Below are 14,886 nucleotides of genomic sequence, written 5' to 3'. Positions count from 1 at the left end.
GGACAGCTTTGCCTATAATTGTAAGTTACAGCGGCATAAGAGCGGCGCCAAGCAGCGCCGGAGGGGGAGAACAGTGAATCAGAGCGAGGGAATGCGCATCAACAAATTCTTGAGTGCGGCGGGTGTCTGCTCGCGCCGGGAGGCCGACCGGCTCATTGCGGCGGGCAAGGTGACGGTCGCGGGAGAAACGGCGGAACTCGGGACGCTGGTCTCTGCCGGCATGGAAGTGAAGGTGAACGGCAGGCGGGTCGGCGCGGTCGAGGAACTGGCGTCCAAAAAGAAGGTTCTGCTTGCGGTCAATAAGCCGGTTGGCGTGGTCTGCACGACGACGGACAACGACCGCGCGCCGAATATTGTGGAGTTAATCGACTACCCGGAGCGTGTTTATCCGATCGGGCGGCTCGACAAGGACTCGGAGGGACTTTTGCTTCTCACGAACCAGGGCGAACTCGTGAATCAGATTCTCCGCTGCGAAAACGGCCACGAGAAGGAGTACATTGTCCGGGTCGACAAGGCGCTGACGCCGGCTTTTCTGGAGAAACTAAGGCGCGGCGTACACCTCGAGGAACTGCAGGTCACTACGCTGCCCTGCAAGGCAGAGGCGCGCGACAAGACGAGTTTTTCGATTGTTCTGACGCAGGGCTTAAACCGGCAGATTCGCCGCATGTGCGAGGCCTGCGGCTATCATGTAATCAGCTTAAAGCGCATCCGAATCATGAATATCACCCTCCGCAATCTCCACAGCGGCGCGTTCCGGAATGTGACGGCGGCTGAGCAGAAGACCTTATTGTCCCTGCTCGAAGAGAAGCCGAAGGCACTCCCCGGCAGGAGCGCGAAAACAGCCCGCACGGAAGCGCGGCGAAAGAAGAATTATGCGGCGCGGCAAAAGGCGTACTTTCAGCGCAGAGAAAGAGAGGGCGGGGCATGGAAGAGAGAAAAGTAAGAGAAGAGATGCAGGCGTTAATCGATCGCTTGCTCCCCGCGGCGCGCGCCTACTATCAGGAGAGCCGCGAGCTCATGAGTAACTTCGAGTACGACCGCGCCTATGACGAATTGAAGCGCCTCGAAGAGGAGAGCGGGATTGTGCTCTCGGGCTCGCCGACGCAGCGTGTCGGCTATGAGGTGGTCTCGTCGCTCCCGAAAATCACGCACGAAAAGCCGATGCTCTCTCTCGATAAGACAAAGAGCGTGGACGAGCTGATTGCCTGGCTCGGTGCAGAGAAGGCCCTGCTCTCCTGGAAGATGGACGGCCTCACGATTGTGCTCCGCTACCGGAACGGCGAACTCTACCAGGCGGTGACGCGCGGCAACGGCTACATCGGCGAACTCGTGACCAACAATGTGCGCGCGTTCCGCAATGTGCCGCTCCGCATTCCCTATCGGGGGGATCTCCTGCTCCGCGGCGAGGCGCTGATGTGCTATTCGGACTTCGACCGGATTAACCGCGAATTGCCGGACACCGATGCCAAGTACAAGAACCCGCGCAATCTCTGCACGGGCACGGTGCGCCAGCTGGACCCCGCAGTGACGGCCGCACGCGGCGTCTACTTCCATGCTTTCTCCCTGGTGGAGGCGGAGGGGGTCGATTTCAACAATTCACGCGCCGCGCAGTTTGCGTGGCTCCGGGATCAGGGATTCGAGGTCGTCGAATTTGAGGCAGTGACGTCCGACACGCTCCGGGAGGCCGTGGCGCGCTTTGAGGCGAAGATTCCGGAGAACGACTTTCCGTCGGACGGACTGGTGCTCTTGCTCGACGACATTGCCTACGGCGACTCGCTCGGCAGAACGGCAAAGTTCCCGCGGAATGCGATTGCGTTCAAGTGGCAGGATGAGCAGGCGGAGACGGTGCTCCGCGAAATCGAGTGGAGTCCCTCGCGGACGGGGCTCATTAACCCGGTTGCGATCTTTGACCCGGTGGATCTTGAGGGCACCGAAGTGCGGCGCGCGAGCGTCCACAATGTGAGTGTGCTGCGCAGTCTGAAACTGGGCCTCGGCGACCACATCCTGGTCTACAAGGCGAATATGATTATCCCGCAGATTGCGGAAAATTTAACAAAGAGCGACACGGCAGAGCCGCCCGCGCACTGCCCGGTCTGCGGCACGGCGACGGAACGCCGCAAGGAAAATGACGCCGAGACCCTCTACTGTGTGAATCCGGACTGCGCGATTAAGCGCGTGAAGCGCTTTGCGCTGATGACGAGCCGCGACGCCTTTCATATCGACGGGCTCTCGGAGACCACGCTCGAGAAACTGATTCAGGAGGGCTTCATCCACCGCTACGCGGATCTCTTTCACTTAAAGCGCGCGGAGGCCGCGATTGCGGCGATGAAAGGCTTCGGCGAGACTTCGGCGGCAAAACTGATCGAGGCGGCCGAGAAGGCGCGGCACTTGCCCCTGTCCCGCTTTGTCTACGGGCTCGGGATTCCGGGCGTCGGCGTGCAGAATGCCAAGGTGCTTGCGAAGGCGTTTCAGGGCGATATACAGGCGCTGCTCTCGGCCGATGTCGAGACGCTGACCGGCATTGACGGCATCGGCGCGGTGATGGCGGCGGATATTGTGACTTTTTTCCGGGACCCGAAGGAGCGGGAGATTATCGACGAACTTCTGCAAGAGGTGACGCTGGAACCCGAGGCGAGCGCGGGCGCGGAGGCGCAGCGCTATGCGGGACAGACCTATGTGATCACGGGCAGTCTCGTGAATTTTCCAAACCGGACGGCGCTCAAAGACTATATCACGGCGCGCGGCGGCAAGGTCGCGGGCGAGGTTTCCGCAAAGACCACGGCGCTTATCAACAACGACATTCACTCGACTTCCGGCAAGAACAAGAAGGCGCACGAGCTTGGCATTCCGATTCTGAGCGAGGCGGAATTTCTCGCGGCGGAGTCGTGAGCAGACAGCGGCAAGGCCGCTGAATCAAAGCAATGAACAGGAGGTGCGGCAATGCCCATACGCATACAGAACGATTTGCCGGCAAAGGCGATTTTGGAACAGGAGAACATCTTCGTGATGGACGAAAAACGCGCGGTGTCGCAGGACATTCGCCCGCTGCAGATCCTGATTCTGAACCTGATGCCGCTCAAAGAGGACACGGAGCTCCAGCTGCTCCGCGCGCTCTCGAATACGCCGCTCCAGGTGGACTGCACCTTTTTGATGACGAGTTCCCACGAGGCGACACACACAAGTAAGAGCCATATCTCGAATTTTTATGTCTTTTTCGAGGAGGTGAAGCACCGTCATTTCGACGGTCTCATCATTACGGGGGCGCCGGTCGAGAACCTGCCCTACGAGGAAGTGAGCTACTGGGCGGAGCTCTGCGGCATCATGGAGTGGTCAAAGACCCATGTGACCTCGACCTTCCATATCTGTTGGGGCGCGCAGGCGGGGCTCTACTATCACTACGGGATTCAGAAGTACCCGCGGAAAGAGAAGCTCTCCGGTGTCTACTGCCACAAGGTGCTGCACCACTCGGTGCCGCTGGTCAGGAGCATGGATGACTATATGAACTGCCCGCACTCCCGCTGGACCGAGGTGCGGCGCGAGGACATTGTAAAGCACCCCGAGCTCGAGATTCTGGCCGAGTCGGACGAGGCGGGTGTGCTCCTCATCATGGACGAGACCGGGCGGCAGATTTTTGTGCAGGGGCATCCGGAGTACGACCGCATGACCTTGGACAGCGAATACCGGCGCGACAAGGCGCGGGGCATGGAGCCGAAGCTCCCGCTTCACTACTATGAGAACGATGACCCGAGTGGCCGGCCCCTGCTCACCTGGCGGAACATGGCAAATACGCTCTACACGAACTGGCTGAACTATTATGTGTATCAGGTGACGCCCTATCTGCTCGAAGAGGGACAGCAGTCGTGATTTATTTCGATCACGCGGCGACTGTGGCGCTCCGCCCGGCAGCGCTCGAGGCCATGCTTCCGTACCTGACGGCGCAGTGCGGAAACCCCTCGGCGCTCTATGAGAGCGGCAGAAAAGCGCGGCAGGCGGTCAGCCGGGCGAGACGGGAGCTTGCGGAGACCCTCGCCTGCCTGCCGGAAGAGCTCTACTTCACCTCCGGCGGCACGGAGGCGGATAACTGGGCGCTGCTTGCGACGGCGGAAGCGGCGCGGGCGCGCGGCGAAGCGCCTTTTCTCGTCAGCACGGCGATTGAGCACCATGCGGTACTCGAGACCCTGCGCTACGGCAGAGAGACGGGAATTCTCGACTATGCGTTGCTCCCGGTCACCGGAGACGGCGTCGCGGAACTTTCGGGGCTCGACGCCCTGTTGGCAAAGAGACCGGTGCTCGTCTCCTGTATGGGGGCAAACAACGAGACCGGAGCCTTGCAGCCGCTCGGTGAACTGCTCGCGCGCTGCAGAGAGCGGAACATTCCGCTGCACAGCGACCTCGTACAGGTTTACGGCCAGCTGCCGCTTAAGAGCTTACTCGGCGAAGAACTGCCGGATCTCTTTTCGGTGAGCGCCCATAAGTTCGGCGGGCCGAAGGGCGTCGGCTTTCTCTATATACGCCGCGGACTGGCTGTCGGCGCGTTTTTACACGGCGGTTCGCAGGAGAGAGGGCGGCGCGCCGGAACCGAAAATGTCGCCGGAATCGTCGGGATGGCAGCGGCGGCGAAGGTCGCTTTCGCAGAGCTGGCGGAGGGCGGAGAAAAGAAGCGGGCGCTCACGGAGCTGTTTTTCCGCCTGCTGCGGGAAGAGCTTCCCACCGTATACCGAAACGGCAGCGAGACCGCGCGGCTTCCCGGACACCTAAATCTCTGTTTTCCCGGTGTCTCGGCGGAACTTTTGCTGATTCTTCTCGATCGGGCGGGCATTGCGGCGAGCGCGGGCGCGGCCTGCGCTTCCGGTGCGCTCGAGCCCTCTCATGTGCTCCTCGCGATGAGGCGAAGCGAACAAGAGGCGCGCTCCTCGCTCCGCTTCAGCTTCGGTGCGGAGAATACGGAGGAGGAAGTGCGGAAAGCCGCACAGATCGTCACGAACTGCGTCAAAGGCTTACAGGAGGAACAAAATGTTTAAAGACTTTCGGAGTGCCTTGTTTCGCTTAAAAGACTATCGGCAGCTCATGCGGCGGCGGACGGGCCGTTTTTTCGCCTACTGCGCCTTTCTCTGCCTGCTGACCTGGCTCACGGGCTTTGTGCTGCCGCTCGGCATGTTCTGGCAGCGGCAGGGCGGTGTGCGCCATTTCTTTGAGGCCAATATCCCCGAATTCACGATTCAAAGCGGCAAGCTCTCGGTGCCGGGTGGCTATCACCGGGAGGGGGCGGACTACTATGTGGACATCAATACGGATGCGAGCCACAAGATTGATTTAAATGCACAGGAGACCCGCACGCTGATGGCGTTGAAGTCGGTCGTGCTTCTCGGCGACGCGGATCAGCTCGTCATGAAAAACGACAGCAGCGGCATTGCCGCAGACCTGCGGACCATTCGGTTTCAGGATTTTCAGGACGGCATCAGCAAAGAAACGCTGCTCTCCCTCACCGGCTATGTCAAATGGGGGCTCGTCATCGCGGGCGTGATTGTCTACGCCGGTCTCCTGATCGGCTTTTTCCTGCTGAATCTCGTGGAAGCCGTGCTCGCGGCGCTGCTTCTGCGCTTTGTCGGCGTCTATACCGATTTCGGCAGCACCTATCGCCTGACCGGCTATGCGCGGACCATGTCCACGCTCATTGTCGCGCTGCTTGCGCTGCTTGGCTTTGACACGGATCTCACCATGTATCCGGCGGTTGTCCTGGACCTCTTTATCGTGGCGCGCGCCGCGCAGTGTATGCGAGCGGCGGGAAATGCGCGGAACACCGGAGACGACCGCGCACCGCATACGGGCGACACAAGTATTCGCGCGCTCACACCGGAACCCGCGCCGGAAGAGAAGCCGAGCGGCGAGGACGAGGCAGCGGACAGCGCAGAGCGTGAGATCGAAGTGCAGACCGAGACAGAAGCACAGACTGCGACGGAAGCAGAGACGGAAGCAAACGACAGCGGAGACAAAGATACAGCGCCGGATGAGAGCGCGGGCGAGGAGAAAGCCGCGGATCATACGGCGGAACCGTCGTCGCGAGACGACATCACGCCGAGCGACGGCTGGAGTTTCTGAGACAGAGAGGAAGTACAGGATGGGAAAGAAGGTAGTCGTCGGGATGTCCGGCGGCGTGGACAGCTCGGTTGCGGCCTATCTCCTGAAGGAGCAGGGCTATGAGGTGATCGGCGTGACCATGCAGATCTGGCAGAGCGAGACAAAGTGCGAGGTCGAGAAGAAGGGCGGCTGTTGCGGCATTTCCGCCGTGGAGGACGCGCGCCGCGTCGCCGAGGTGCTGGACATTCCCTACTATGTGATGAACTTTCGCGCGGAATTCAAGCGCGATGTCATTGATTACTTTGTGCGGGAGTACCGCCTGGGGCGCACCCCGAATCCCTGTATCGCCTGCAACCGCTTTGTGAAGTGGGAGGCGCTGCTGCAGCGGAGTCTCCTGCTCGGCGCGGATTATATCGCGACCGGCCACTATGCGCAGGTTCTTTGCCTCGAGAACGGGCGCTATGCGCTCGGTCTCTCGAAGACCGCCGCAAAGGATCAGACCTATGCGCTCTACAATCTGACCCAGCGGCAGCTCTCGCACACCCTGATGCCGATCGGGGCGTATGAGAAGCCGGAGGTTCGCGCGATTGCGGCGGCAGCCGGGCTTCCGGTCGCCGCGAAACCCGACAGCCAGGAAATCTGCTTCGTGCCGGACGGCGACTACGCGCGCTTTATCGACGAGAGTACGGGAGAGCCGAGTGCGCCGGGCAGTTTTGTGGACACGGCGGGGCAGGTGCTCGGACAGCACAGAGGCATTACCCACTATACGGTCGGGCAGCGGAAGGGGCTCGGGATAGCCTTCGGTGAGCCTCGCTATGTGACCGCGCTTCGCCCCGAAACCAATGAAGTCGTGCTCGGTACGGGTAAAGAGGTCTTTGCGTCAAAGCTTCTCGCGGATGATGTGAACTGGATGGCTGTTTCGCAGCCGGAGATCGGGACAAAGCTTCGCTGTCGCGCAAAGATACGCTATAACCACGGCGGTGCAGACTGCGAGGTCCTTGTGCTACCGGACGGGAAGATACAGGTCATGTTCCCGACACCGCAGCGCGCCGTGACGCCGGGACAGGCCGTTGTGCTCTATACGGAGGCGGGAATCGTGCTCGGAGGAGGAACCATTGAGAGGTAGAAGAATTGCGGCGATGCTCGCATTGCCGCTTGCACTTGCGATGTTCACGGCCTGCGGCAAAAAGAAGCAGGTGACCATAAGTCTTGCGGAGAGCAGTTCCGTGATGGAACTGCATGGCAGCAGTGAGAGCGCGGCTGCTACGGGAACCGTGGAAGCGCGCCCGGAGGACATTGTAAACGGCTACCGCTTCAGCGGCAGCAATCAGATTGTCTACTGCAAGGCAGAGGAGAGCGAACTCCGCGACCGCCCCGGCACGGACGGAACCGTCGCGGGCAAGATAAAGCGGGGCGAAGCGCTGCGCTGCACCGCGATCAATGTGCGCTGGCTCCGCTTTGACCGGAACGGGAAAATCGTCTACGGCGCGGCGGAGGACTTTGAGACGGCAGACCACAGCGCGCCGGGCGCCGAGGTACAGACGGAATATGAGAGCGCGGAGATCGGCGTCGCACCGCACTGAGAAATGCAAAATTTTGCGTGACAAAGCCGGAAAGCTCTGCTATACTTTTTGGGTATTCGGAGAGTTACCCAAGCGGTTCAAGGGGGCGCACTCGAAATGCGTTAGGCCGGGTGACCGGTGCGTGGGTTCGAATCCCATGCTCTCCGCGAAGCAAAGAGCTGTAGAGAAGAAGTTCTCTACAGCTCTTTTTTGTCGTTCCGGATAAGTCGTGCGGGTTTCTTCCGCGAGCCTGTCTCTGTCTCGTCCCTTGGAAAGCCGGGAGCGGCGTGTTACAATGACGGCGATACCAGTCAAAACATACCGGTGCGCGCGGCGCAGAGGAGAGAAGATGGGAGATATCGCAGAGATTGTCGGAATGTTTGAGCGGGAGATGCCGATTAAGCTCTTCTGGATGGATGAGGACAAGCGGGAGCACGAGGAAGAAGCGCCGCTCCGCATGATCGAGGCGGTGAATCTGCTCGGCTACATCGCCCCGACGGTAAAAACCCTGGACTGGCTCTTTGACGAACTCAGGAATCGCGTTTCGCGGCGCTTTATCCGTCAGCACGAGAACAGCGGTCTGGAGCGCGCCTATGTGGACGGCAAGGTGCGCATGGACAACGAGGCGGTCTATAAGTACTTAGACGCCTTCGATGCGATTGTTCTGGAGCTCCGCGACAACATCACCTTTGTGCGGCTCTCCGAGCGCGGCCGGAAGATTTACCGCGAGGCGGCTGTCCGGGAGTTCAAAGAGAAAGTACAGGAAGACTGAGCGCCATGTACAGTACGACGCTTTGCTATCTGGAGCGCGACGGGAAATGGCTCATGCTGCACCGCGTGACCAAGAAAAATGACATCAACGAGGGCAAGTATGTGGGTGTCGGCGGTAAGTTCCTGGAGGGTGAGAGCCCGGAGGACTGTGTGATTCGGGAGGTCTTTGAGGAGACCGGCTACCGGCTCACGAACTATCGCTACGCGGGGCTCGTGACCTTTGTTTCGGACCGCTATGAGGCGGAACACATGCACCTCTTTACGGCGGACGGGTTCACCGGCGACTATCACGACACCGACGAGGGCATTTCCGCCTGGATTCCGAAGGAGGAGGTTTTGGGACTCCCGCTCTGGGCGGGCGACCGCATTTTCCTGCCGCTCTTACAGCAGAATCTTCCCTTCTTTTCGCTGAAACTCTGCTATGAAGGCGATAGCCTGATTGCGGCGACACTGAACGGGAAACCGCTCTCCTCAGCAGTCTGAAAAAAGAGACGGAAGACCGCGGGATAGGAATCAAAAAACCGTTTTTTTGTGAACTTGCACAGGAAAACGGGGCTATGCTACACTGGGCGGGTAACCGCGAAACGAGGCGGGTCGTCTGACCTGCGGGGGGGCTATGCTCGACAATATTACAAATCTGTTTCTCTTTATCGGAGGACTCGGAATGTTCCTCTACGGCATGCATGTCATGGCGGAAGGAACACAAAAGTCTGTCGGCAGTAAGATGAAGGACTTCCTGGGGATGCTGACTTCGAACCGGCTGAAAGCCGTGCTGGTCGGAACCCTGATCACCGGTATCATCCAGAGTTCGGGCGCGACCACGGTCATGGTCGTCGGTTTCGTGAGCGCCGGTCTCATGACACTGAGCCAGGCGGTCGGCGTCATCATGGGCGCAAACATCGGTACCACGGTGACCGCATGGATTGTCTCGCTGAGCCAGATCGGCGACTCGATGAAGTTTTTGAACCCGGAGTTCTACGCACCGGTCTTAATCGGCATCGGCGCGGGCATCATCATGTTCTCGAAGTCCGACACCAAGAAGAACCGCGCGGAGATTATCATCGGTTTCGGTCTTCTGTTCCAGGGTCTCAAGTTCATGTCGGAGTCGGTCGCGCCTTACACCGACGCGCCGATTTTTGCGACAGTGTTCACGACGCTCGGCTCGAATCCGTTTCTCGGCATGCTCGCCGGTGCGGTCGTCACGGCGCTCTTACAGAGTTCTTCGGTCTCGGTCGGTATTTTGCAGATGCTCGCCGGCAACGGCCTGATTATGACAAATGCCGCGATTTTCATCACCCTCGGTGAGAACATCGGCTCCTGCGTGACCGCCATGCTCTCGTCGATCGGCGGCTCGCGCGATGCGCGGCGTGCGGCGGTCATGCACCTCTCGTTCAACATGATAGGTGCGCTGCTCTTTACGGTCATCAGCATTGTGCTCTTTGCGCTGAAGCCGACACTCGCGCACTATCACATCAGCCCCGTGCAGATTTCCGTGTTCCACACGGGCTTTAAGCTGACCATGACCATTTTGCTGTTCCCGTTCGGCGAGCAGCTGGTCAAGCTCTCGGGCATGCTGGTGCCGGAGAAGCAGGCGCTGCTCACGGGCGAGAAGAAGGAAGAAGAGTTTGTGACCCGCCTGGATCCGCGTATCTTTGAGCAGCCGGCGATTGCGGTCGCGGCGCTCTCGAATGCGGTCGCGACCATGGGCAAGCTCACGCTCCGCAATGTGGAGCGCGCCTGCGAGGTCTGCTTTACGCAGGATGAGGCGGTCATCGCCGAAATTTTCGAGACCGAGAAGAAAATTAATGCGATGAACCGCGAGCTCTCGGAGTATTTAATCAAGGCGAACACGCTGCCGGTCAACGACCACCAGCGCCTGGTCGTCACGGATCTCTTCAATACGCTGACGGATCTGGAGCGCTCGGGCGATCACGCGGAAAATGTCGCCAAGGAAGTGCAGCTCCTGATGACGCGTCAGCTCACGCTCTCGGAGACCGGCAAGAAGGATCTCCGCGATATGACGGACGCCGTGCAGGAAGCCTTCCGCTGCGCGGTCAAGGCGCGGGAAGAGCGGAGTGTGACCAGCGCGAGAAAAGTGAGCGCTTGCGAGGATCTTGTGGACTCGCTGCGCGATGAGCAGAAGGAGCGTCACATGGACCGCCTCTCGCGGGGCGAGTGCAAGCCGGAGGCAGGTCTGGTCTTTATTGAGATTATCGACAATCTGGAGCGTATCTCCGACCATGCACAAAACATGGCGGAGTACATCATGAATGAAATTTAAATTTAACAAAAGGCCTGACTTCCTAAATTATTGAAAATTAACAAAACAAATGTTAGGATAGCAACAGAGTCCTGACAGAATTGCCGGAGCTTTTGAAAGTGGCGCCTGTGTCGTTCGGACACAGGCGCTTTTTGCGTTACAGAATTGCCGGAGACAGGTAGAACATGCGTGCAACGCGAAAATAAGGAGGCGCAGGGATGGGACAGTGCAAGCATTGTGGCAGTGAGGTGAAGGCAGGCATGCGCTTTTGCGGCAACTGCGGCGCGCCGCAGGAAGCGGCGGCGGAAGCAATCGGAGAGGTTTCCGAAGAGAGTGCCGCGACGGCGGCCGAAGAGAATGCTGTGATGTTTGTCGAAGAAAATGCGGCAGCGACTGCCGGAGAAAGCGGGACAGAAGGACAGGAAGCGCCCGACGAGGCTGTGTATCCGGCAGTACCAAGACCTGCGGCAGAGACTACCGGAGAATCTGTGGCGACAGCTACCGGAGAGAATGCTCCGACGGCTGTCAAAGAGAGCGGGACAGAAGAACGGGAAGCGCCCGGCGAAGCTATGCATCCGGCGTCAGGCAGAGCGGTCGGAGAGGTTTCCGAAGAGAGTGTCGCGACGGCGACCGAAGAGAATGCTGTGATGCCTGTCGAAGAGAGCACGGCAGCGGGACAGGAAGCGCCCGGCGAGACCGCGAAGCGGAAACCGGGCCGTCTGCGGGCGGCTCTTTTTGCCGCCGCGGCGGTCGCGGTTGCGGCGGTCGGCGCGGCTGTGCTACTGCACCGTATGACGGCCATGACGGGGGAACGCTTTGTCCGCGTGCAGGCGGAAGCGCTGCGGCAGGAGGCTGTGCCGTTCGAGGGACTCGGCGCGGTCTTTGAGAACGGTTTCTCGAGCGACTTTGTGCTCAGCATGCAGATGTCGCGCAGCAGACTGCTCGCAATCTCGCGGAGCGGCAATGAGGACTATATGCTGGTCGCAAAGGCTCTGCAGCGCGGCATTCAGGCCAAGGTGGACCTCGGGAGACATCTGGAGACCGCCGTGCTGAACCTGGAGTTTGGCACCGACGATAGCGCGAAACTCAATTTTGACTGCTTTCTGGACAGCGAGAAGTTCGGCTACCGGATTCCGCAGGTCGGCAAGCAGGTCTTTGTTCTGAACTACCCGGAAGTGCTTGGGCAGTACAGCGGCGGGGCGCGCTTCAGCACGGCGGCGCTCGCCGGGCTGGTGCCGTCGAAGGAGCTGCTCTCCGCGTCCGCGGCGCGTTACGGGAATGTGCTCGCGGCCGCTGTCAAACCGAAGGAGATCAAAGTTAAAAAGCGGGCGTATACCTCCCATGTTCTGAAGCGTCAGCTGGACCACGAGATGAAGGGGGAGTATACGGTCTACACCTGGAATCCCGATCAGGAGACTCTGGAGGCACTCTTTCGGAATCTCGCGGTCGAGATGCGGAAGGATAAGGACTTTGCCGACTGGTATAACAAACGGCAGGAGGCGGGCGAAGAGCTTGCCACGGCACTCGGCATGGGACGGGGCAGGGCGGCCCACTTTTCGGATGTCGCCGACTATGTCGAGAAACACGCTGCGGATTGGGCGGAGACACTGGAAAAGCGGAACCTGCGCTGGAAGCTTGTGATGAAGGGGAAGGAAGTCGCGGCCATACGCGTGGTCGACAACGGCGAGAGACCGCTCTTTTGCTACGAGCGGGATCAGGTCGGCGACACGCTCTACCACGGCGTCGGCGGTGAATTGTTTCTCGGTACCTTCGCCGAAGAGCGCAGCAAAAAAGAGAATAGCTATGAGGGGCGGGCCATCGGGCGCCTCGCGATGTTCGGCGACGCCTGGCTCTGGGGCTTCCGGCTGTACTACAGTAAGGTGCCGCTTGACGGAAAGCCTTCGGTGCTCGGATTGCCGAACGGTAGTTATCGCTACACCTACTTTGACGCGGACCGGCCGGACCGGAAGTATACCTTTGAGGTCAAGGAGAAGTGGGGTCGCTCTGTCTACGAGCTTGACGACGGCTACGACAAGTTCACGCTGACGGCGACGCGGAAGGGTAGCGCCGAGAAGCCGACGGGCCGGGAAGTGGATATCAGCGACGAGTTGTCGGGCAGCGGCAAGAGTCTGCCGCAGGAGAAGTTTTCGGACATCATCGAGAAGCTCTGAGCGGAAAAGGAAACACGAAGCAAGCTGGCAAACTTTTCCGGAGAGATGTTCCGGAGAGGTGGCAAAAATTGTCGGAATATCAGAGAGGAAAGGCTCGAAAGAGCCGGAAAGATTGCGGTTTAGCACAACAAATGTTAAGATAAAAAGGAAAGTCCTGACAACATTGCCAGAGATTTTGCGCAAGGCGTCTGTGTCGTTTGGACACAGGCGCCTTTTTGCACGCAACGGGGGAACACACGGTCTCGGATTGAAAAAGGGGGAAGTGACCATGGGCAAATGCAAGCATTGCGGCAGCGAAACGGGGGAAGGCGAGCTCTTTTGCGCGAACTGCGGCGCGAGACTCGAGGAAGAGAAGCCCAGAGGAACCGCGGAAGAAGCGGCGGCAGAAACGAAAGAGGCGGAACATGAAGAGGTGGCGGAGCCCATCGTGAGAGAGGAGCCGACGCCGAAAGAGCCGATTGTGAGCGAGGCTGCGGCGGAGAAAGAGGACGCGGCGGAGCACAAGGACGCGGCGGGCCCTGCCGCGGAAGACAGGACTTCGGGCGCAGAAACCGCGGAGGATGCGGCAGCGGAAGGCAGTGCGGGAAAGAAGAAAAAAATCGGTTCCGCCGCGCTCATCGCCCTCGCCGTGCTGGGACTGGCGATCGGTTTCGGCGCGCGCACCGTGTCGAAAAATCTCGGATCGCCCGGGGAGCGCTTTCTCGCCGGACAGTTCCGGGCACTTTCCAAGGAGGCCGCGGTACTAAGCAGCGCGGAGCAAGTCTTTGAGAACGGTTTCTCAAGCGATTTTCAGCTCACGACAGAGCTCTCGGATAGACAGGTGACAGCGCTCACGCGGCGCGGGCTCTTCTCGGGGCCGTACGAGCGCATCTTGCGGGACGGCAGCGAGGCGCGCATTTTTATCGGCAAGAAATTTGAAAAGGCTGTCTTAAACCTGGAGCTCGGGCGCGGGGATGACCCGGTGCTGCAGGCGGACTGCTTCATCGATCCGGATCGCCTCGGTTTCCGCCTTCCGCAAAAGAGCGACAAGGTCTATGTGACGCGGTATCCGGAGGTATTACAGGAGCTCGGCAGCGAGTCGCGGCTCAGCACCTCTATGTTTGCGGACTTACAGTTTTCGAAGGAGCTCCGCGCCGCTACGGTGAAGCGCTACGGAAAAATTGTGGCGGCGGCCATCAACCGCAACAATCTGAAGACCGAGAAGCGGAGCTACCGCTCGCGCGTCTTAAAGCCCGAGTTAAAGCATTCGCTTGAGAAGGACTATACGATTTACAGCTGGGAGCCGAATGCCGAGGAGCTCGAGCGGCTGTTCCGGAACATTGCGGATGAAATGGAGAAGGACAGGGCGCTCGCTGCCTGGTATGACAGACGGCAGGAAATCGGCGAGCAGTTTGCGAAGGCGAGCGGTCAGCACCCGGGACGGAGCGTCAGGTTTGAAGATCTCGCAGACAGGCTACGGGACAATGCGGAGACCTACGCGAACCGCCTGGAAGACCGCAAGTTCACCTGGAAACTCGTGACGGAGGGGAGTGAAGTCCGTGCGATTCTCCTCCAGCTGGACGGCGGCGACACGCAGATCTTCTGCTATGAGCGGGATACGGACAAGGGCAAGCTGTACCGCGGGGTCAAAGTGTTTGACTCGGTGCTCACGGAAAAGCGGGATCTCGAGAAGAGCGGCTATTACGGCACCGTCGCCTGCCGCTTCAGCTGGTGGTTCCGCACCGAGAGTTTTGCGCTCAAGTACAGCAATGTGGACTTTAAGAAAAAGAGTGTGCTCGGTCTGCCCTGCGGGAAATACCGCCTGCTGCCGGGCGGCGATGAGGACGGAGACGGCATCAAATTCGAGGTGCGAAACGAGGGCGCAAACTCGCTCTATGAGTTGAAGAACGAGCTCGGCAGTTTCACCCTGAAGGCCACGAAGACCGGCACCGCGGCGCTGCCGACCGGGGAGGAAGAGAACATAGACGATGAACTGCTGGACGGCACGACGCCGCAGCAGGGAATTTCGAAGTTTATCGGCGCACTCTGAAGAAAAGCGGGGGAA

The 14,886-nt window shown here is 59.8% G+C and carries 12 protein-coding genes and 1 tRNA gene; all 13 read left to right on the top strand.

Annotated features, from left to right (window positions below; genetic code table 11):
- The first annotated feature begins 73 nt into the window (after positions 1–73).
- Positions 74–943 carry a pseudouridine synthase gene (locus tag ACO4XG_RS01510; RefSeq protein WP_308508654.1) on the top strand — a complete coding sequence of 290 codons (870 nt, stop codon included), beginning with the start codon at positions 74–76 and terminating at the stop codon, positions 941–943.
- Positions 925–2,889, top strand: a complete 1,965-nt coding sequence (ligA, locus tag ACO4XG_RS01505; protein ID WP_308508653.1) for an NAD-dependent DNA ligase LigA — start codon at positions 925–927, stop codon at positions 2,887–2,889. The genes ACO4XG_RS01510 and ligA overlap by 19 nt, the downstream gene beginning before the upstream one ends.
- A gap of 51 nt (positions 2,890–2,940) precedes the next feature.
- Complete coding sequence (gene metA, locus ACO4XG_RS01500) at positions 2,941–3,864, top strand: homoserine O-acetyltransferase MetA (RefSeq protein WP_308508652.1); 924 nt, start codon at positions 2,941–2,943, stop codon at positions 3,862–3,864.
- Positions 3,861–5,021 (top strand): cysteine desulfurase family protein, encoded by a 1,161-nt coding sequence (locus ACO4XG_RS01495; protein WP_308508651.1) that lies wholly within the window; start codon positions 3,861–3,863, stop codon positions 5,019–5,021. Before metA ends, ACO4XG_RS01495 begins: the two co-directional genes overlap by 4 nt.
- On the top strand, positions 5,014–6,099 hold the full coding sequence (locus ACO4XG_RS01490; RefSeq protein WP_308508650.1) for a DUF1189 family protein: 1,086 nt from the start codon (positions 5,014–5,016) through the stop codon (positions 6,097–6,099). The genes ACO4XG_RS01495 and ACO4XG_RS01490 overlap by 8 nt, the downstream gene beginning before the upstream one ends.
- 19 nt (positions 6,100–6,118) lie before the next feature.
- Positions 6,119–7,204 (top strand): tRNA 2-thiouridine(34) synthase MnmA, encoded by a 1,086-nt coding sequence (mnmA, locus tag ACO4XG_RS01485; protein ID WP_308508649.1) that lies wholly within the window; start codon positions 6,119–6,121, stop codon positions 7,202–7,204.
- Entirely contained in the window at positions 7,194–7,661 is a 468-nt protein-coding gene (locus ACO4XG_RS01480; protein WP_308508648.1) for a hypothetical protein, read from the top strand. Before mnmA ends, ACO4XG_RS01480 begins: the two co-directional genes overlap by 11 nt.
- Before the next feature lie 58 nt (positions 7,662–7,719).
- Positions 7,720–7,807, top strand: a tRNA-Ser gene (locus ACO4XG_RS01475).
- A 182-nt stretch (positions 7,808–7,989) separates the two neighbouring features.
- Complete coding sequence (locus ACO4XG_RS01470) at positions 7,990–8,412, top strand: hypothetical protein (RefSeq protein ID WP_308508647.1); 423 nt, start codon at positions 7,990–7,992, stop codon at positions 8,410–8,412.
- 5 nt (positions 8,413–8,417) lie between these two features.
- The gene (locus ACO4XG_RS01465) at positions 8,418–8,894 is read left to right on the top strand and encodes an NUDIX hydrolase (protein ID WP_308508646.1); all 477 of its coding nucleotides are present in this window, start codon (positions 8,418–8,420) and stop codon (positions 8,892–8,894) included.
- A 133-nt stretch (positions 8,895–9,027) separates the two neighbouring features.
- Positions 9,028–10,692 (top strand): Na/Pi cotransporter family protein, encoded by a 1,665-nt coding sequence (locus ACO4XG_RS01460; protein WP_308508645.1) that lies wholly within the window; start codon positions 9,028–9,030, stop codon positions 10,690–10,692.
- 197 nt (positions 10,693–10,889) lie between these two features.
- A complete protein-coding gene (locus ACO4XG_RS01455; protein WP_308508644.1) occupies positions 10,890–12,842 on the top strand; it encodes a zinc-ribbon domain-containing protein in 1,953 nt (650 codons plus the stop codon).
- Between the two features lie 268 nt (positions 12,843–13,110).
- Positions 13,111–14,871 carry a zinc ribbon domain-containing protein gene (locus ACO4XG_RS01450; RefSeq protein WP_308508643.1) on the top strand — a complete coding sequence of 587 codons (1,761 nt, stop codon included), beginning with the start codon at positions 13,111–13,113 and terminating at the stop codon, positions 14,869–14,871.
- Positions 14,872–14,886 lie beyond the last annotated feature (15 nt).

It is taken from the genome of Stomatobaculum sp., from assembly GCF_057248925.1.
Note: the sequence above shows the minus strand (reverse complement) of the source record. Positions and strands in the feature narration are given on the sequence as shown.

Coding starts and splice junctions, on each gene's coding strand:
- ligA (WP_308508653.1), top strand. CDS start 925: ATGGAAGAGAGAAAAGTAAGAGAAGAGATGCAGGCGTTAATCGATCGC.
- metA (WP_308508652.1), top strand. CDS start 2,941: ATGCCCATACGCATACAGAACGATTTGCCGGCAAAGGCGATTTTGGAA.
- ACO4XG_RS01490 (WP_308508650.1), top strand. CDS start 5,014: ATGTTTAAAGACTTTCGGAGTGCCTTGTTTCGCTTAAAAGACTATCGG.
- mnmA (WP_308508649.1), top strand. CDS start 6,119: ATGGGAAAGAAGGTAGTCGTCGGGATGTCCGGCGGCGTGGACAGCTCG.
- ACO4XG_RS01470 (WP_308508647.1), top strand. CDS start 7,990: ATGGGAGATATCGCAGAGATTGTCGGAATGTTTGAGCGGGAGATGCCG.
- ACO4XG_RS01465 (WP_308508646.1), top strand. CDS start 8,418: ATGTACAGTACGACGCTTTGCTATCTGGAGCGCGACGGGAAATGGCTC.
- ACO4XG_RS01460 (WP_308508645.1), top strand. CDS start 9,028: ATGCTCGACAATATTACAAATCTGTTTCTCTTTATCGGAGGACTCGGA.
- ACO4XG_RS01455 (WP_308508644.1), top strand. CDS start 10,890: ATGGGACAGTGCAAGCATTGTGGCAGTGAGGTGAAGGCAGGCATGCGC.
- ACO4XG_RS01450 (WP_308508643.1), top strand. CDS start 13,111: ATGGGCAAATGCAAGCATTGCGGCAGCGAAACGGGGGAAGGCGAGCTC.